Source organism: Micromonospora sp. ATCC 39149, assembly GCF_000158815.1.
GTDB lineage: Bacteria > Actinomycetota > Actinomycetes > Mycobacteriales > Micromonosporaceae > Micromonospora.
This window is the reverse complement of sequence record NZ_GG657738.1, coordinates 4,561,814-4,578,709: the sequence shown is the minus strand read 5'-3', so window position 1 is coordinate 4,578,709 and position 16,896 is coordinate 4,561,814. Positions and strand designations below refer to the sequence as shown.

Sequence of the window (16,896 nt, the reverse complement as noted above, 5' to 3'; positions counted from 1 at the left end):
CGGGCCCCACCACCCGACGAGGGGAGGCAGCGTGGCGGCGACCGGCTACACCAGCGACCCGGCGGCCGTGGACTCCGTCAACGGCGAGACCGGCACAGTGGTCCTGAACGCGGGTGACGTCGGCGCGGTGGCCACCGCCGAGACGGTGCCGGCTGGGGCAACGCGGACCGTCAACCGGCCGGCCACCGGCGCGGAGAGCACGGACGTCTGGCAGACCCAGTACGCGGGCCAGCGCGGCGGCTACGTCAACGGCTACTCGTGCCTGCGGGCACGGGTGCCGGCGCACGCCGACGCAGCCGATCAGGTGGCGTTTCGCGCGGCCTGTCACTCCAGCAAGGACGGAACGTCGCAGACAATCGGCAGCTTCGCCCTCAGCGACAACACCGACATGTTCCGGACGCTGGCCAATGGCGACTCCTACGCAGATCGCGACCTGCACGTCGGTCGGGCGCTCGTGCTCGACGCCCCGCCCGCGTGGCTGGTCGCAACCCTCAACAGCGGCTCGGGTGTGGCCTGGGCCGGTGCCGGTTTCCCGACCGTGGCGAGCCAGCTCGACGGGATCTACGGCCGGGTGTTTCTGCGGGGCCGGCTGACGTGGTCGGCGTCGCTGGCCGCCGGCACGGTCCTGGCAACGCTTGACTCCGCTCACTGGCCCGTCGAAACGATCACCCTGTCGGTCCGGACGGGCCCGTCGTCCAACCTGGCGGCGATCGCCACGGTCGACACGGTCGGTCGGCTGTCGCTGCCTCACGTCGCCACCGGCGCGGCAGGCTACCTGGGGTTGGATGGCTTGAGCTTCTCCCGGGTCGCGTCGTGACGACGGTTCGGGTCGGCGGCACCATCACCCTGACCGCCCAGTGGTACGCGTACGCGGGTGGTCCCGCAGCCCCGGTCACGTCGGTGGAGATCCGCATCGCCCCCACCGGCGGCGGTGCGGCCGTGGTCGGGCCGACCTCCACCGGTGTGGTCGCCGAGGCGGTCGGCCTCTACTCGTACGCCTGGGCGGTCGCCGACGGCACCACGGTCGGGGACTACGTGGTCCTGTGGACCGCCGTCGACAGCGACCTGGAGGCCGTGCAGGCGTCCGAGTTGCTGACCGTCGCCGACGCCCTCGTGGCGGGCGCGTACGCGTCCGTAGCCGACCTGACGGACTGGCTGGGCAGCACGCCGGCCGGCGCGGAGCGGCTGCTCGTCCGGGCGTCTCGGGACGTCGACTCCGCGCTGCTGTGCTCCGTCTACGACGCGGACGACGCGGATGTGCAGCTGGCCCTCCAGCAGGCGACGTGTGAGCAGGTGGCGGGCATGCTCGACGCGGGGGACCTGTCCGGCACGGGGGTGGCACCGGCGTCGACCGGCTTCACGATCGGCAAGGTCAGCGTGCAGCAGGGCGCGCCCGGGTCCGGGTCCGCCGGCGGCACGGCCCGGGTGGGCCGGCTCTGGTATCAGGCGTGGCTGATCCTCCAGACGGCCGGACTGACCGGCCAGGGACCGCAGACGTGGTGACGCGATGACCTGGGAGGAGTTCATCGCTGCTCACATCCCGACGCCGGCGACGGTCAGCGTGGAGGCGTACGAGGGCAGCGGCGCGTACGGCCCCGTCTACGCCGCCGCAGTCAACGTCACCCCCTGCGTGGTGGAGGACTCCCGTCGGATGGTCCGGGTGCAGACCCAGGACGCCGCCGGGGCCGAGCAGGTGTCGTCCACCACCGTGTACGCCCCGCTGGCGACCGTCTGCCCGGCCGGGAGCCGCGTCACCGCCGCTGGCCGGACGGCCCGGGTCCTGGCCGTCTCCCGGATCGAGGCACACGGGCTGCCCCTGCCTGAGCACCTGGAGATCAGTCTGGAGTGACGCATGGCCGACGACTTCCGCCTCCACTGGGACGGGGAGCAGGTGCTCGCCGCACTGGCCGACGCCAGCATGGATGGCCTGATGCTGGCCGCCGAACACCTGCTCCAGGTGTCCAGTGGGCTCGCTCCGCACGAGGAGGGCGACCTGGAGCGGTCCGCGGAGGTGACCGCCGATCGGGCGTCCGGGACCGTCGCGGTGTCGTACGACCGCCCGTACGCCGTCAAGCAGCACGAGGACATGACGCTGCGGCACGACGAGGGCCGGCAGGCCAAGTACCTGGAGGAACCCATGTCGACCGAGCAGGACGTGATGCTGGCCCTGATCGCCCGCGCCAGCCGCCGGCCGCTGGGAGGCTGACGTGGCCACCGGCGACGGATGGACATCCCGGCTGCTGACCGGCCTGGCCGAGCACCTCGCCGCCGCCGGCATCGGCGACTGGTCGCCCAGCGGCACGTACGGCCCAGGCGACACCGGCATCGTCATCCGGGCCGTGCCGCAGACCCCAGACCGGCTGATCACCCTCGCCGCATACCCGGTCGGCTCAGCCAGCCCGGGCGTAGCCGATCACCAGCTCGGCGTGCAGATCCGGGTACGCGCCGGCACGGACCCGCGCGACTGCGACGACCTGGCCGACGCCGTGTACGAGCTGCTCGACGGGGCCACGCGGCTGACCCTCGACGGCATCGCCGTGGTGCAGATCTGGCGACAGAGCTACACGTCGCTCGGCGACGACTCCAACGGCAGGTGGAGCAGGTCCGAGAACTACTACTTCGACACCATGCGTCCGACCAGCAACAACACCGACTAGCCCCGGGAGGGCAACCGATGAGCCTCTCCAGCAAGATTGCCGTCTCGGTCGCGGCCACCCTGACGGGCAGCATCGACCTCGGCTCGAAGACCTCGACCGCCTCGCTCGCCAAGACCATCCGGCTCACGAACGGAACCGGCGCCAACCAGGCCGATCTGATCTGGCAGGACACACGCACCCTCGCCGCATCCGGCACCGAGAACCTCGACCTGGCCGGAGTGCTCACCGACGCCTTCGGGGCGACACTCACCTTCGCCCGCATCAAGGCCGTCGTGGTTGCTGCCGCGGCTGGGAACACGAACAACGTCAACGTGATCCGGGAGGGCACCAACGGTGTCCCGCTGTTCCTGGCGGCCGGCGACGGCGTGCCGGTTCGCCCAGGTGGTGCGTTCGCCTGGGCGGCGACGGACGCGACGGGGGTCGCGGTGACCGCCGGGACCGGCGACCTGCTGACCGTCACCAACTCCGGTGCCGGCTCCAGCGTGACCTACGACATCGTCATCATCGGCGCCAGCGCCTGATCTGCGGGAGACGACACCATGGCAGCTACCGACGACGTCACCGCACTGGCCCGCCGCTACCGGCTCCAGCTCAACATGGCCACCCCGGGCAGCCCCGACTGGGACACCCTCATCGGGGTCGAGGAGTTCAAGCCGACCTACTCGGCCCGGCGTGAGGATGACGAGACCTACGAGGACGAGGGCGCGATGCGCCGGGCCGTCACCGGCTACAGCTGGGGCATCGAACTCAAGATCATCCACCGGACGGGCTCCGACGGGATCACCTGGAATCCCGTCCAGGAGGCGCTACGCGCTGCGGCGGAGGCCAACGACACCCAGGACGGCGAGGTCCACATCCGCTGGTACGACCGCAACGGCCTCGACGGGGCGAACTACGAGGGATACGCCCTGGTCGACTGGTCCCCGGAAGGCGGCAACCCGGGCGCCAGGGACGTGGTCGCCGTGGTGCTGCACGGCCAGGGCGCCCGCACCAGCATCACCAACCCGGGCGCGTAGTGTCCACCCGCCTCGACGACCTCACCGAGTACTTCGCGCCCGGGCTGACGCTCACCGTGCGGGGACGGGAGTACGCCGTCCCCCTCGCCACAGCCGAGCTCGGACTGTGGTGCCGGCTGGTGGCCCAGGTCACCGGGCAGGTTCACGCCGCGAGTACGGAGGAGGAGATCCGGGCCGCCGCCGACCGGATCGAGGCGCTGCCTGAGCTGCCTGGTGGCAGTGAGCTGACCCTGGCGCAGCGGGTGCTGGGCGACGTGTACGGCCAGATGGTGGCCGACCAGGTGCCGGACCCCTACGTCGAGTACTGCGGGGTGACGGCCTACTTGTGGATCGTGGCTGGTGAGGACGCCGCCGCCCGGTGGTGGCGGTCTGGGGGCCGCCCGGAAGCGGCGGGCCCGGCGAACCGAGCGGACCGCCGGGCCGCCCAGAGGAAGACCAGTACGGCCGAGGCGACCGCGACCCCGTCACCGGCCTCTACGAGTGGTACGAGTTCCCGCCCGAGGTCCGCGAGGAGCGGCGGGGGACGCGGGTCTCGTGGGCGGAGATCCTGACCCGCTGGGCCCTGGTCGAGGCCGACCTGCACGACGTGTACGGGGTGGACGTGGAAGACCGAGCCCTGATGCGGGCCCGGTCCTGGCGGTGGCTGGAGGTCCGGATCACCGGGCTCCTGTCGGCGGACACCCGGCTACACCGGGCGCTCGCACCCGAGCCGGAGATGCCCGGCATCCCAGGGATGCCGCGTCAGTAGGTGGGACAGAGGTGCCGGTGCACCACCTCGTTGATCTTCTTTGCCTTCGCGGTGCCGAAGCCGTCCGGATGGTCCGGGCTGGTAAACCGCGTGTTGACGAACTTGATCACCTTCGCCTCGTCGTCTGGCCACTCCCTGATGGTGGTGCACTGGTCACGGCCTCGATCGATGATCCGGTCGGGGTCCTTGTCGCCCACAATCTCAGGGTCGATTTTCCGTAGCGCGGCGAGATAGGCGTCCGCCGTCTTCTGATCCGGCTTCGGCGGGATGCCGGCTGCCTTCTCGGCCTTCTCGATCGCCTCGGAACTGAGACCCCCTGGCGTCGTCGGAGCTGCCTCCGGCGACTCCCCGCTGCTGCCGCAGCCCGCCAGCGCGATCACTGCCATCGCCACTGCTGCTTGCCGTGCCTTCACTCGTGCCTCCTGAAACGGGGGATGACCGGGGCACGGTATCGACCTATCCAGGGCCCCGACGGTCCGCAATCCAACATCCGACAGGGGGCATCCGTGGCGCTGAAGCTTGGCGAACTGGTCGCCTACCTGAAGGCCGACGACACCGCCCTCGACCGAACGATCAGAGCCGCCCGGGGCAAGCTGGAGCAGGCCGGCCAGCGCGCCCGCGAGTACGGGCCGGTGGTTGGCGCCGCGCTGGCCGCCGGCATCGGGGCTGGCCTGCTCCAAGGCTTGGAGCTGGACAAGGCGCGGGCCAAGTTGGCCGCGCAAGTCGGTGATCCGGTGCTGGCGCAGACGATCGGCGAGGCCGCCGGCAGGGTGTACGCCCGCGGCTTCGGGGACTCCGCCGGGCAGGCGATGGAGGCCGCGCAGGCGGTCGTCTCATCCCACCTGGCGAAGGTGGACGACGCCGGCGCGATCGAGCGGATGACCGTCAAGGTGCATGCCTACGCGACCGCGTGGGGCACCGACGTCGCCACGGCCGCCCAGTACGCCTCCACCCTCATCGGGTCAGGGCTGGCGAAGAACGCCGACCACGCTATGGACCTGATCGCCGCGGCGTCGGCCCGGGTGCCGGCCGCACTTCGGGAAGACGTGCTGGAGGCCGGCAACGAGTACGGCCAGTTCTTCCGGTCGCTGGGCTTCAACGGTGAGCAGGCGTTCGCGCTGCTGGTCGAGGCGAGCGAGAAGGGCCAGTACGGGATCGACAAGGCCGGCGACGCCCTGAAGGAGTTCACCATCCGGGCCACCGACATGTCGTCCGGCTCGGTAGCGGCGTACAAGGCGATCGGCTTGGACGCCGAGGCAATGTCCAACAAGATCCTCAAAGGCGGAAAGACTGCCCAGGGGGCCTTCCAGCAGATCATCTCCGGCCTGCTGTCCATCAAGGACCCGACGAAGCAGGCCAACACCGCCATTGCCCTGTTCGGCACCCCACTGGAAGACCTCAACGTCTCCGACATCCCCGAATTTCTGCGGAACATGAAGGCCGCAGGCGACGGGCTCGGTGGCGTAGCGGGGGCCAGCGACAAGGCCGGCGAGGCGCTGGAGAAAAGCGCGTCGCAGAAGCTGGAGGCGTTCAAGCGGCAGGCGCAGGCCGCCCTGGTGGACAAGCTCGCCGAGGCCATCCCCATGATCGAGGCCACCTTCGGCTGGCTCAGCCGCAACTCGGGCTGGGTGGGCCCGCTCGCGACCGGGCTCGGCCTGCTTGCCGGCATTATCGGCCTGATCGTGCTGGGCACCAAGCTGTGGGCCGCGGCGCAGATCGCCCTCAACGTGGCGATGATGCTGAACCCGGTCGGATTGATCATCCTTGCCGTCATCGGCCTGATCGCGATCATCGTCGGGTTGTGGCTCAAATTCGAGGGATTCCGCAATTTCTGGAAAGCCGTTTGGGAAGGAATCGTCACCGCCTTCCAGTGGGCGGTGGACTGGATCGTGGGCGGCTGGACGTGGCTCTTCGAGACTGTCGTTGCCTTGGCTGTGGGCTGGTGGGAGCTGTTCAGCGGCTTCTGGGGCGCAATCGGCGACTTCTTTGTCGGCCTGTTCCAGGGCTGGTGGAGGCTGTTCACTGGGTTCTGGTCGGCCGTCTTCGGTGGTATCGCTGACGCGTGGAAATGGGTGACCGCCAAGGTTTCCGAATTCGTCGACTACATCGGTGGCCTGCCGGCCCGCATTCGGGCCAAGGCGCGCGGGATGTTCGACGGCCTCAAGGACGCATTCCGGTCGGCAATCAACTGGATGATCGGCAAATGGAATAGTTTCTCGCTGACCCTCGGCGGCGGGTCGGTGCTCGGCATGGACATCCCGAGCGTCACCCTGGCCACCCCGAACATCCCGTACCTGGCGAAGGGTGGGCACATCCTCGACGCGGGCATGGCTGTGGTCGGCGAGCGTGGCCCGGAGCTGGTGCACCTCGGCCGTGGCGCGACCGTCCAACCCCTCACTGGCGGCGCCCAAGGCGGCGGCGTCTCCGGCACCCTGCGGGTCATCCTCCAGTGGCCCGACGGCCGGGTCATCCGCGACCAGATCGTTGACGCCGCGACCCTGCGCGGCCGGTCCGTCGGCGCGTACCTCGGCATCACCCCCACGTAAGGAGCTCCATGGCCGACATCCGGGACCCCGACATCCGTGTCCGGGTCGCCCTCGACAGCGACCCGGACGACCCCGTACCGGTGTGGACGGACATCACCGACCGGGTCCACTACGGCGAGGGCGGCCAGGCCGTGACCATCTCCGTCGGGCGGCAGAACGAGTCAGCAGAGATCCAGCCGACCGAGATGAGCTGGGCTCTCCGCAACCCTGACGGCCTGTTCACACCGGGCAACTCCGACTCTCCGTATGCGGGGCGCTGGGAGCAGGGCCGTCGGGTCGACGTCACCGAAACCGTCGCCGGTGCCGAGTTCCCGCTCGGCACCGGGTTTCTAGAGATCCCGGACATGCCGATCGTCGATCCGCGCGGCTCCCAGCCGGTGACCGTGTCGGCCATCGACCGGATGGGCCGCCTCGACTCGGCACCCGTCTACGAGGGCACCCTCGTCGAGCAGGTGCGTTCCACCGGCGACCTGGTGGAGCATTTCCCCCTGTCGGACACGTACCCGTACGCGTCGGCGATCACGACAGCGGTCACGGCCAGGTCCGTCGTAGGGTTCGACGTTACGGTGGCGGCCGATCCGGAGGACCTGATTGCCGCTGGTGGGCAGGACGGGCCGCCGGGCGATGACCAGTCCTATGCCCGCTGGCAGGGCATCACCGACGGCGCCGCGTTCCTCGCCCGCGCCCGGCTGTCGGCGACCATCGACGTGCCTGTGGGCGCCACCGACGTGGTCGCCGTGTCCATGTGGGTGCGCGCCGAGGCTGACCCTAATGGCTACCCGGGCAGCTACGCCGTGCTGAGCATCCTCGACGCCTCCGGCGGTGGCATCATCCTTGGCGACGACACCGTGGCGGGGTCCCTCCAGTTGACGTGGCGGGCCGGCGTCGACACCGCCGTGGTCACCGGCCACCGGCTGGAGCGGGACGCGTGGCGGCTGATCACCATGCGTGTTCACAGCTCGACGGGCCTGGTGGAGCTGTGGTCTGGGGCGGACGTGACTGGCTCGGCCACTGCCCCGGTCGCCCCGGGTGCGTGGACGATGAGCCGGCTGACGATCGGCAGCATCTACCAGGGCGCCATGGGGCAGCTCCAGATCCGGGTGGGACCGGACGCGATGACCTATGACATGCACCTGGAGCAGTACGAGCATGGCTACCGGGGCCTGCACCGGCAGACTGTGGCTGAGCGGATCGTGACCCTCGCCGGGTACGCGGGCGTGCCGGCGGCGGAGGTTGACGTCTCCGCCGCGTGCTCCACACCGATGCAGGCGGCCCGCCTGGCTGGGGTCACGCCGGCGCAGGCTCTGCGTGCCGCTGCCACCACCGGCCAGGACCTGCTGGTCACCGACGGGCCTGGGCTGATCACGGCGGTGCCCCGGGCGCAGCGGTACAACCAGGCCGTCGCGATGGAGATCCCGTTCGCCTGGGTCGGCTACCGGGGGTTGCGGTACCGGCCCGACAAGCCGGCCACCGAGGTCACGGTGACCCGCACGCGTGCCGGTAGTGTCCGCCGCGCCGATCGGGACCTGGCGCAGCGCTACGGGGTCACCGCCCAGTCGCACGAGCTGGACACCGCCGTCGACGCCGACCCGGCCAATCTGGCCGCGTGGGCACTGGCCGCGCATGGCCAGCCGCGGACGAGGTGCCCGAGTATCCGCATCAGCATGCTGCGCCGCACCACGGCGGAGCGGCAGGCGCTGCTGGGGTTGCACGTCGGAGACCGGATCGAAATCACCGACCTGCCGGCGGGCAGCCCGGACGATGTCGGGCACCTGATCGTGCAGGGCATTCAGCACACCATCGGGCCGGGTGCCCGCCGGGTGATCCAGTTCAACACGTCACCGCTGCTGGGGCCGGCCGTCGGCGACCCACCGGCGTGCCCCATGGTCGGCGACCTCGTCTCCGCCTCCGCCATCATCGCCTACTAGGAGCTGCTCATGCCGGCCGTGCCGGAAACCAAGTCGGCCTGGACCAACAACGTCGACGCGCTGGACAGCACCAACCTCAACGCCTACCTGCGGGACCCGATCCGGTTCCTGATGGACCGTCCGGCGGCCATGCTGAGGCAGACCGCGGCGCAGTCCATCCCCACCGGCGGGAGCTTCACCCCGGTGACGTTCGGCTCCGAGGTGTTCGACGACGACCCGGATGGCGTGGGTGGCCACTCGACCAGCAGCAACACCTCCCGCTACACCGTCAGATATCCCGGCATATACCTGCTCGGCGGCGGGTGCGGGTTCGCGGTCTCCGCGACTGGGGTGCGGGGCGTGGCGTGGCTGCTCAACGGTGCCGTGATCGACGGCTCCGACGTGATGCTCCAGGCCGTCACCACGGCGTCGACGTCGACCCGGGTGCCCGCCCGGCAGATCACCGTCTCCCTGGCGGAGGGGGACTACGTGGAGCTGGGCGCGTTTCAGACGTCCGGTGGGGCCCTGAACACGGTGACGGGTTCGGCCGCGGCGTCGATGTCGGTCACCTGGATGAGGTTGGTGCCATGACCCGGGCGCCGCAGAACCTCCAGGACGTGCGCCGGCTACTGCTGACCCACCTGGACATCGACCCCAAGACCTCGCGCTCACAGGACCTGGAGTCGGCGGAGGTCGGCATCGTGGGCGACGCCGACCATTGGGGCGGCTACCACTGCGGCTCTGACCGGGTGGTGGCCGGTGACTACTCGGTGGTGGAGTCCTCGCGTGACCGGGCCGGGCTGACCCTCGACGCGTCCGGCCTGGACGTCGGCAGCTTCAGCGTCCGGGTGGACGGCCGTACGCATGACCTGCGGACGTTTTCCGTCTGGTGCGTGCAGCAGTGCGTCGCCGGCGCGGCTGACACGCGGGATATCAGGGAGATCATCTATTCCCCCGACGGGAAGACGGTCAAGCGGTGGGACCGGCTCGGCAAGCGCAGCAGCGGCGACAGCTCCCACCTGTGGCACACGCACTTCAGCTTCTTCCGCGACTCGACCAAGGCGGGCCGGGACCAGACCCCGCTGTTCCGTCGCTACCTGAGCGAGATCGGGCTGATCAGCCCCTCGACACCGGAGGACGACATGAGCGAAAAGGCCGAGAACGAGATCCACCAGGTCTACCTGGGCACCTTCTATGGCGGCCCTAGCATGGGCCGCGCCGTCGACCCCGATGGGTCTGGTGCGGCGAAGGTCGGCAACAGCCTGGTGGCGAAGCTCGACTACGTCATGGCCCGGTTGGACAGCGTGTCCGCCGGTGTCACCACCCTCGCGGGGATGGACTGGACGGACGAGCCGGCCATCGTCGCCGGGGTGCTTGCCGGGCTGTCCCCGCAGCGGCTCGCTGAGGCGCTGACGGCGGCCGGCCTCACCCCGGAGGCGATCGCTGCGGCGGTGCCGCCGGACATGGCTCGGCAGGTCGTCGACGAGCTGACCGCGCGGCTCGCCGCCGGGGGCAGTGCGCCGTGACGGACCCGCTCGGCCCCGTGCAGATCGGCGCGCGGGAGATCTACGACGCGGTCGTCCGCGTCGGCACCGCCGTGGAGCGGCTGACCGACCAGCACGCCGACATCGAACGGACCGTCGACGGGCACGACGAGCAGCTGCGACTGCTCACGCCGGTGCCCGCGCAGGTCATCGACCACGAGTCGCGGCTGCGTGCCCTGGAATCGGCGCGGTGGCCGCTGCCCGCCGCGTCCCTGCTCGTGGCCCTGGCCGCGCTCGCGGTCGGGCTACTGCCCAAGCTGACCCCCTGACGCGGGAAAGCACCTTCCTAGTCTCGGGCCAGGGTGGTCCGGGCTCGTCATGCCCACGGAGGCATCCATGCAGCAGTACGGCAAGGCACTCGCGGCGGTCCTGGGCGCGATCCTCGTCGCCGCGTACGCCGCCCTCGGCGGCGACAGCCGCATCGAGCCGGAGGAGGTCGTGCAGATCGGCATCGCCGCGGCGACCGCCATCGGCGTGTACCTCGTCCCGCTGGCCCCGCAGTACCGGTGGGCGAAGACCGCCGTGGCGGTGGTCCTCGCGGTGCTCCAGGCGCTCGCCACGGCGGTGCTGGGTGGTCTGGACGCCGGGGAGTGGATCGTGCTGGTCCTGGCCGGCCTGACGGCGGCGGGGGTGGCCGTGGCCCCGGCGATGTCCGGCAACGGCGTCACCAGCAAGGATCCGGTCGTACCAGCCCGGTAGGCTCCCCGTCGCGGTGCCGGCTCCCCCGTGCCGGCATCGTCCAGCTACGACAGCGCCCCGCTCGCCCTGGTGGGAGGCGGGGCGCTTCGTCGTGTCCGGGGTCAGCCCCGGTCGTTTTCGGCCAGGGCTGCCATGCCGAGCAGCCCAAGCACCCCGCCCACCGACTCACCTCGGGCGTCCGCGGCCAGCTCGGCCAGGCCGACCCCGGCGGCTGTGAGGGCGTCGATCACGGCGTCGGGGTTCCGCTGGGCGGCGAGGGCGCGGAGCCGATCGATGTCGCGACGGTGGGCGAGGGTCAGGAGGGCTACGCCGTAGGCGATCGTCTCTGCGTTGGTCATCGCGCCAGGATGCCGGCGCGGGCGTTAGCGCGGCGGACAGAGGGTGCGGCCAGTCGATGGCGACGACTGCGGCCCCGGCCTCCCTGGTGGAGGTCGGGGCCGTCGTGCGTCTGGGGTCAGCGGTCCTCGGCGGGGAGGCCGGCCCGCCAGGCGTCGGCGGCAGCGGTGGCCTCGGCAGCGACGATGCGGGCGTGGGCGGTGGCGAGGTTGGGGGCGTGGCCCTGGAGGACCATCTGGCGGGCGGCGGTGCGGATCTCGGTGGCGGTCATCTCTGCTCCCTCGGGGTGGTGTCGCTCCCTATGCCACCTAGTGTGGCATACCGATGTGGCGTGATGCAACACGGATTGGCCACCTTGTATGGCCTCGCCGCGTGTGGCACGATCGCCGGGTGACCAGACTCGACACCGCCGCCCACGCCCACCAGCAGGCCAAGGACGCGCTCGCAGCCGCCCGCACCGAGCTGGCCGACGCCATCGTGGAGGCCGCCAGCGCCGGCACCCGGCAGACCGACATCGTCCGGGCCTCCGGGTACACCCGTGAGCAGGTGCGCCGGATCTGCCGCGCCGCCGGCCTGACCGCCGAGTAGCCCCTCCCCCGCACAGCGACGCGCCCCGCGCGGCTCCGGCCGGCGGGGCGCTTTCGTGCGTCCAGGGGGTCAGCTCGCCGCAGCGATCCGCTCCGCTCGGACGTCCCGGATCCGTCTCTTGGCGGTCGCCTCGGACACCTCGAACTCCTCCATGATCGAACGCACGATCTCGGCGTACGGGTGGCCGCGGTCGAGCATCTTGCCGATCACGTCCTCAATGCTCTCCGCCTCGTCTTCCTCGTCCTCGGCGTCGTCGCCGTCCAGGTCGAGGTCCACGTCCGTGTCCCGGGTCGGCTCGGGCCCGTCGGCCGTACGGACGCGGCGCCCGCCGACCTCCACGATCCGCCCCCACCATCCGGTGTCACGGTCGGTGTCAGAGGTGTCAGACACCTGCGTGACCTGCGGTTTGACACCAGATTCGGTGTCACCATCCCCGGTGGGGGAGGGGTCCTGCCGGGTGCGCCGCCACCAGTCGTGCAGGGTCGCCCCGGCGATGTAGGCAGCAGCGACGATGGCCAGGGCGATGGGGCCGCCCCAACCCCGGGTGGGCTCGTCGGCGGCGGCGAGCGTGATGGTGGTCAGCATCAGGCAGCTCCGAACAGGAGGGCGGGCAGCGGGACGATGAGCTTCGTGGTGACGTCGAGGAGCATGCGGGTGATGTCGCCGATCAGCCCCTCGGGGAGGTCGGACATCAGCCCGAGGGGGATGGCGACCAGCCACATCTTGGCGTTGAGCCGGTAGAGGGGGGACTGCGGCCAGCTCAGCGTGGCGAACCTGCCGAGCTTCTTGCTGGACTTCACTGGCAGCAGGCACCCGATCGCGAAGATCCAGAGCAGGGCGATGAGGAACCCGATGACGGCGTTGATGCTCGCGCCGGCGATGTAGGCGTCGCCGGCCGAGTCGAGCAGCGCCTGGATGACGTCTCGCAGGGCGCCGACGGTGGCCTGGTCCAAGGGCGAGCCGTCGAAGCCTTCCCGGATCGCCGGGACGGCCAGCAGGAACGCGAGCCTGTCCCGCAACGAGTTCGGCCCGATGGACATGTAGTCGACGATGACGGCCAGAAGCAGCACGATGACCACCCCGGTCGGGGACATGGTGTGGGTCGTGGTCAGCATCAGGCCCCCGACCAGTCGAGCAGCACCGTCCCGGTGCGCGGGTCGCACACCTCGAGGCGCGGCGAGTCCATCGGCTCGTTGGCGGCGAGCGCCTCGCGGGTGAGCTGTTGGAGGTGCTGGCTGAGGACGCCGTCGAGGCCGGGGTACTCCAGGTCGAGGGTGACGACGTAGCGCCGCTTGTGCAGGACCTCGTACGCGCCGTCGTAGACGCGGAGCCGGTAGGTCTGGGCGGGCATCAGCGGTCCATCTCCAGGTGCGCCAGGGCGGGGAACAGGGCCAGGCCGGCGACGAGCATTGCGGCGGCCGAGACCCCGGCGAGCAGCTCGTGGCCGTTGAGGATCGCGGTGATCGCGGCGGCCAGCGCGCCGAGGACCACGGCGGCGAGACCGAGCGCGATCGGCGTCCACGGCACGGGCCGCAGGGACCAGACGACCGGCACCGCCCCGGCCTGGCGCAGCTCATCGGCGCGTCGGTCGGCGTCGTCCTGGGTGCGGGCGGGCAGGGTGATGGTGCGTCCGGCGAGCCGGCGCAGCGGCGAGTCGGGCGGCAGCGTGCCGGCGACCCGGTACAGGGCGGTCATGATGGTGTTCCTCCTTTGTGGGGGGGTGCGGGGCCCGGCCGGGCTGTCCAGGCGTGGGCCGGGCCCCGCGTGATCAGGACTGGGCGTGCAGGTAGGCGGTGACGATCGCGGCGACCACGCCGCCGCCGAGCAGCGCCAGGCCGAGCTGGATGCGCCGGTACTTGCTGCGGACGCTGCGGGACAGGGCGCGCAGCTCGTACGCCTGGCGCTCGTGGTCGCCGGCACCGAAGTAGGTGAGGACGTCGGCGGCGCTCCTTGCCTGCGCCCAGGCCATGAACCCGTACCGGCCGGCGAGGCGGGGCCGGATCGCGTCGGCGAGCGCGGCGACGCTGGCCACGACCAGCACGCCGGCGACGGTGCCGGTGGCGCGGGCGGGGCCGTGGAGCTGGCCGCTGGCGATGACGGCGAGGCCGGCGGACAGGGCGGTCCCGGCGAGGGCGAGGAGCCCGAACGCCTTGGCGTCGACGCGGCCCAGCTCGGTGCGCACGTCGGTGATTGCCTGGGTCAACTGGTCCACGACGATTCCTTCCGGTCAGACCGCAGCGCGGTCGGTGGTCTCTTCGGTGACGGTGGTCAGGTGCCGCATGACCGTTCGCACGGTCCGGTCGGTGGTCCGCGCCAGCTCGGCGATCCGGGCCTGGGCGGCGTCCGGCTCGGCCTCCATCGCGGCCAGGACGCGGGCGGTCAGGGCGGCAGAGACACCCGGAACAGCGGGCACCTCTTCCGCATCCAGGACCGGAAGAGCGGCCGGCTCGGCGGCCAGTTCCTTCCGGGTTGCGGACCCGGAAGAGCCGACGCTCTTCCGCCCGTTCTTCCGGGTCACCTTCCGCGTACCCTCTTCCGCCGCCTTCCGGGCGAGCCGGTCGTGCGCGGCGCGCACCCGGTTCAGCTCCTCGACGACCGACTCGCGGGCCATCTCCACAGCGGCGGCGTGCTGCTCGGCGGCGGCGCGACCTGCGGCAGCGCGGTCGGCGGCGTCCCGCGCCTCGGTGAGCTGACCGATCGTGCGGGCGGCCTCTTCGGATGCGGCGGCGGCCTGGGCGCGGGCGTCGCGGGCGGATGCCTGGACCTCCTCGGCGTGCCGGGTGAGGCGAGCGATTTCCGCCTGGCTCTTCCGGTTCTCTTCCGCCCGCTCTTCCGCGTCCCGGGCGGCTTCCGCTTCCGCTACCTCGCGTGCAGTGCGTTCCGCCTGGGCGCGCTCCTCGGCGCTCTTCCGGGCGACCTCTTCCGCCCGCCGCGCGGCGGCCTCTTCCGCCGCCTTCCGGTTGGCGTCGGCGACCTCGGCGCGGAGCCGGACGACCTCTTCCGCCCGGGCGCGGTCGTGCTCTTCCGCCTCCCGCTCGGCCGCCGTCTTTCCGGTGAGCATCTTCACGCGGACGACGACGATCGGGGCGACGCAGGCGACCGCCATGACAAGGCCCCACGGGATCTGCTCGCCGCCGGTGATGAACACGGGGACGAGGTGCACGGCGATCTGGCTGAACAGCATGAGCGCGAGTGCAACGAACATGTCGACCTTGCGCCGCTTGTGAAACGCCGTGACGACGTAGACGTCGAGCATCACCGGGTAGAGCCAGGCAATCTGCTTGGCGAAGTGCGACATGACGGCCAGGTCGTACTCGCTCTTGGCGGTCAGCGCGACGGCGGTGCCGAGGGCGATGCGCTCACCCCAGACGGCGGCATCGGCCCGGAACCAGTCTCGTGCGGTCATGCCGGCAACCGTACAGCTATATGTGTTAGGCAGCAAGGACGAGTACAGTCAAGTCTCTGAGAGTTGAGCAATCAGGCAGTAAGGTCAGCCGCAGGACAAGCAGAGGAGCGCCGGATCATGGGAGAGCCGAGGTGGACCACCACCTCCGACCTGTACCTCACCGAGACAGCCGGTGACGCCTGGAGGATCGAGGCCGCCGCCACCGGGCAGCGCGGCAGCCAGCGCATCCTCGTCGCCGAGACCATCCCCGCGCCGGTCAACATCGCCCACCACCTGGGGCTGGACTCCGACGCGCCGATCGTCATCCGCCAGCGGCTCATCCTCGCCGACGACCAGCCCGTCGAGATCGCCACCTCGTACTGGCCCGGCAACCTCGCCTCGCTCACCGTGCTGGCAGACCCCGCCAAGATCCCCGGCGGTGCCGCCCGGTTCCTCAGCGAGCTGGGCTACACCCCGGCCGAGGTCCGCGAGGACATCACCGCGGGCCCCGCCCGCGCCTTCCTGACCCCCGACGAACAGGCCGCGCTCGGCGTCGCCACCGCCGACCCCGCGCTGTCGCTGACCCGCACCCTGCTCGACCACGAGGGCCGGCCCTACCAGCTCGACGTCAACGTCATGCGCGCCGGCCGACACATCCACTACGTCCGATCGGCAGGCTGACCCGGTGCCCACCCCTCCCCGCGACCCGCGTCCCCGCAGCCAGCAGATCGCCGCCGACCTACGCGCCAACATCATGGCCGGCGACCTGGCCGCCGGCGCGAAGCTGCCCTCCACCGCCGAGCTCGGCGCGAAGTACGACGCGCCTGGAGCGACCATCCAGAACGCAATCGCGATCCTGAAGGCGGAGGGCTACGTCGAGGGCCGCGTCGGCAAGGGCGTGTACGTCCGCCCCACCCAGCAGCAAACCATCACCCCCGCCGACTACGCGGTCCCCGCAGCCCCCGGCCAGCCATACGCCTGGATCACCGCGGCCACCGACCGGGGGCAGCGGGGTGCGTCCCGGCTGCTCGACGTCGGCGAGGTCCCAGCGCCCGTACAGGTAGCCGCCGCCCTCGGCCTCGACCCGGGACAGCCGGTGGTACGCCGCGCGCAGGTGCTATCCCTGGACGGCAGCCCGGCCGAGCTGGTGCACGCCTTCTACCCGGTCGAACTGGCTCGGGGGACGGCGCTGGTAGAGCGGCGAAAGATCCGCGGCGGGTCGCCTGTAGTGCTGACCGACCTCGGCGTGGAGCCGGTGGCGTTCGAAGACGTAATCTCAACCCGGCCGCCGACTAGCGAGGAGTTCGTGGCGCTGGAGCTGCCGACCGAGGTGCCGATCCTGCGCACGTTCCGGGTGTGCACCACGGCGGCGGGCAAGCCGGTGGAGTGCATGGTGCTGATCAAAGCCGGGCACCTGCATGAGCTGCGCTATCGCTGGCCGTCCTGACCCCTGACGCGACCGCTCCCGAC

27 protein-coding genes are annotated in these 16,896 nt (G+C 71.2%); 18 read left to right on the top strand and 9 right to left on the bottom strand.

Features of this window, described 5'->3' with window-relative positions:
* Positions 1-127 precede the first annotated feature (127 nt).
* The 9 genes from MCAG_RS19865 to MCAG_RS19825 are packed head-to-tail and all read left to right on the top strand — an operon-like array spanning position 128 to position 4,421.
* Complete coding sequence (locus MCAG_RS19865; RefSeq protein WP_157548145.1) at positions 128-817, top strand: hypothetical protein; 690 nt, start codon at positions 128-130, stop codon at positions 815-817.
* Complete coding sequence (locus tag MCAG_RS35010; protein WP_007074776.1) at positions 814-1,503, top strand: hypothetical protein; 690 nt, start codon at positions 814-816, stop codon at positions 1,501-1,503. The genes MCAG_RS19865 and MCAG_RS35010 overlap by 4 nt, the downstream gene beginning before the upstream one ends.
* A gap of 4 nt (positions 1,504-1,507) precedes the next feature.
* Positions 1,508-1,849, top strand: a complete 342-nt coding sequence (locus MCAG_RS19855) for a hypothetical protein (protein WP_007074775.1) — start codon at positions 1,508-1,510, stop codon at positions 1,847-1,849.
* A 3-nt stretch (positions 1,850-1,852) separates the two neighbouring features.
* Positions 1,853-2,206 carry a hypothetical protein gene (locus MCAG_RS19850; RefSeq protein WP_007074774.1) on the top strand — a complete coding sequence of 118 codons (354 nt, stop codon included), beginning with the start codon at positions 1,853-1,855 and terminating at the stop codon, positions 2,204-2,206.
* A gap of 1 nt (position 2,207) precedes the next feature.
* The gene (locus MCAG_RS19845; RefSeq protein ID WP_007074773.1) at positions 2,208-2,657 is read left to right on the top strand and encodes a minor capsid protein; all 450 of its coding nucleotides are present in this window, start codon (positions 2,208-2,210) and stop codon (positions 2,655-2,657) included.
* Between the two features lie 17 nt (positions 2,658-2,674).
* A complete protein-coding gene (locus MCAG_RS19840; RefSeq protein ID WP_157548143.1) occupies positions 2,675-3,178 on the top strand; it encodes a hypothetical protein in 504 nt (167 codons plus the stop codon).
* Between the two features lie 18 nt (positions 3,179-3,196).
* Entirely contained in the window at positions 3,197-3,673 is a 477-nt protein-coding gene (locus MCAG_RS19835) for a phage tail tube protein (protein WP_007074771.1), read from the top strand.
* On the top strand, positions 3,673-4,224 hold the full coding sequence (locus MCAG_RS36315) for a hypothetical protein (RefSeq protein WP_007074770.1): 552 nt from the start codon (positions 3,673-3,675) through the stop codon (positions 4,222-4,224). The genes MCAG_RS19835 and MCAG_RS36315 overlap by 1 nt, the downstream gene beginning before the upstream one ends.
* Positions 4,218-4,421 carry a hypothetical protein gene (locus tag MCAG_RS19825; protein WP_036377576.1) on the top strand — a complete coding sequence of 68 codons (204 nt, stop codon included), beginning with the start codon at positions 4,218-4,220 and terminating at the stop codon, positions 4,419-4,421. The genes MCAG_RS36315 and MCAG_RS19825 overlap by 7 nt, the downstream gene beginning before the upstream one ends.
* On the opposite strand, the gene MCAG_RS19820 is transcribed toward MCAG_RS19825, so the two are convergent.
* Positions 4,415-4,807 (bottom strand): hypothetical protein, encoded by a 393-nt coding sequence (locus MCAG_RS19820; RefSeq protein ID WP_157548141.1) that lies wholly within the window; start codon positions 4,805-4,807, stop codon positions 4,415-4,417. The genes MCAG_RS19825 and MCAG_RS19820 overlap by 7 nt on opposite strands.
* Positions 4,808-4,927: 120 nt before the next feature.
* Between MCAG_RS19820 and MCAG_RS19815 the strand changes: the two genes are divergently transcribed.
* From MCAG_RS19815 to MCAG_RS19790, 6 genes are all read left to right on the top strand, one after another.
* Positions 4,928-6,967, top strand: coding sequence for a phage tail tape measure protein (locus tag MCAG_RS19815; protein ID WP_036374351.1), 2,040 nt, complete (start codon positions 4,928-4,930; stop codon positions 6,965-6,967).
* 8 nt (positions 6,968-6,975) lie between these two features.
* Entirely contained in the window at positions 6,976-8,895 is a 1,920-nt protein-coding gene (locus MCAG_RS19810; RefSeq protein WP_007074766.1) for a hypothetical protein, read from the top strand.
* Positions 8,896-8,904: 9 nt separating this feature from the next.
* Complete coding sequence (locus MCAG_RS31855) at positions 8,905-9,465, top strand: hypothetical protein (RefSeq protein WP_050778015.1); 561 nt, start codon at positions 8,905-8,907, stop codon at positions 9,463-9,465.
* Positions 9,462-10,400: a hypothetical protein gene (locus MCAG_RS19800; protein WP_036374349.1), complete on the top strand. Its 939-nt coding sequence runs from the start codon at positions 9,462-9,464 to the stop codon at positions 10,398-10,400. The genes MCAG_RS31855 and MCAG_RS19800 overlap by 4 nt, the downstream gene beginning before the upstream one ends.
* On the top strand, positions 10,397-10,687 hold the full coding sequence (locus MCAG_RS19795; RefSeq protein ID WP_007074764.1) for a hypothetical protein: 291 nt from the start codon (positions 10,397-10,399) through the stop codon (positions 10,685-10,687). The genes MCAG_RS19800 and MCAG_RS19795 overlap by 4 nt, the downstream gene beginning before the upstream one ends.
* A 67-nt stretch (positions 10,688-10,754) precedes the next feature.
* Positions 10,755-11,117 (top strand): hypothetical protein, encoded by a 363-nt coding sequence (locus MCAG_RS19790; protein ID WP_036374347.1) that lies wholly within the window; start codon positions 10,755-10,757, stop codon positions 11,115-11,117.
* A 101-nt stretch (positions 11,118-11,218) separates the two neighbouring features.
* Here the strand turns inward: MCAG_RS19790 and MCAG_RS19785 are convergent, their stop codons facing one another.
* Both MCAG_RS19785 and MCAG_RS32725 read right to left on the bottom strand, forming a co-directional pair.
* Positions 11,219-11,455 (bottom strand): hypothetical protein, encoded by a 237-nt coding sequence (locus MCAG_RS19785; protein WP_007074762.1) that lies wholly within the window; start codon positions 11,453-11,455, stop codon positions 11,219-11,221.
* A gap of 116 nt (positions 11,456-11,571) precedes the next feature.
* Positions 11,572-11,724 (bottom strand): hypothetical protein, encoded by a 153-nt coding sequence (locus MCAG_RS32725; protein ID WP_157548139.1) that lies wholly within the window; start codon positions 11,722-11,724, stop codon positions 11,572-11,574.
* Positions 11,725-11,843: 119 nt separating this feature from the next.
* On the opposite strand from MCAG_RS32725, the gene MCAG_RS19780 reads away from it, so the two are divergent.
* Positions 11,844-12,041, top strand: a complete 198-nt coding sequence (locus tag MCAG_RS19780; RefSeq protein WP_036377570.1) for a hypothetical protein — start codon at positions 11,844-11,846, stop codon at positions 12,039-12,041.
* A gap of 69 nt (positions 12,042-12,110) precedes the next feature.
* Here MCAG_RS19780 and MCAG_RS19775 read toward each other — a convergent pair whose 3' ends face one another.
* The 6 genes from MCAG_RS19775 to MCAG_RS29780 all read right to left on the bottom strand — a co-directional run bounded on the left by MCAG_RS19775 (position 12,111) and on the right by MCAG_RS29780 (position 15,447).
* Positions 12,111-12,626, bottom strand: a complete 516-nt coding sequence (locus MCAG_RS19775) for a PqqD family protein (protein ID WP_036374345.1) — start codon at positions 12,624-12,626, stop codon at positions 12,111-12,113.
* Positions 12,626-13,156 (bottom strand): hypothetical protein, encoded by a 531-nt coding sequence (locus MCAG_RS19770; RefSeq protein WP_036374342.1) that lies wholly within the window; start codon positions 13,154-13,156, stop codon positions 12,626-12,628. The genes MCAG_RS19775 and MCAG_RS19770 overlap by 1 nt, the downstream gene beginning before the upstream one ends.
* Complete coding sequence (locus MCAG_RS19765; RefSeq protein WP_007074757.1) at positions 13,156-13,392, bottom strand: hypothetical protein; 237 nt, start codon at positions 13,390-13,392, stop codon at positions 13,156-13,158. The genes MCAG_RS19770 and MCAG_RS19765 overlap by 1 nt, the downstream gene beginning before the upstream one ends.
* Complete coding sequence (locus tag MCAG_RS19760; protein ID WP_036374340.1) at positions 13,392-13,736, bottom strand: hypothetical protein; 345 nt, start codon at positions 13,734-13,736, stop codon at positions 13,392-13,394. The genes MCAG_RS19765 and MCAG_RS19760 overlap by 1 nt, the downstream gene beginning before the upstream one ends.
* 73 nt (positions 13,737-13,809) lie before the next feature.
* Positions 13,810-14,253: a hypothetical protein gene (locus MCAG_RS19755; protein WP_007074755.1), complete on the bottom strand. Its 444-nt coding sequence runs from the start codon at positions 14,251-14,253 to the stop codon at positions 13,810-13,812.
* A 15-nt stretch (positions 14,254-14,268) separates the two neighbouring features.
* Positions 14,269-15,447, bottom strand: coding sequence for a hypothetical protein (locus tag MCAG_RS29780; RefSeq protein WP_007074754.1), 1,179 nt, complete (start codon positions 15,445-15,447; stop codon positions 14,269-14,271).
* 117 nt (positions 15,448-15,564) lie between these two features.
* Here MCAG_RS29780 and MCAG_RS19745 point away from each other — a divergent pair, with 117 nt between their 5' ends.
* Together MCAG_RS19745 and MCAG_RS19740 are read left to right on the top strand one after the other, a co-directional pair.
* Positions 15,565-16,107: a GntR family transcriptional regulator gene (locus MCAG_RS19745; protein WP_007074753.1), complete on the top strand. Its 543-nt coding sequence runs from the start codon at positions 15,565-15,567 to the stop codon at positions 16,105-16,107.
* Positions 16,108-16,111: 4 nt separating this feature from the next.
* Entirely contained in the window at positions 16,112-16,873 is a 762-nt protein-coding gene (locus MCAG_RS19740) for a GntR family transcriptional regulator (RefSeq protein ID WP_007074752.1), read from the top strand.
* The last annotated feature ends 23 nt before the right edge of the window (positions 16,874-16,896 follow it).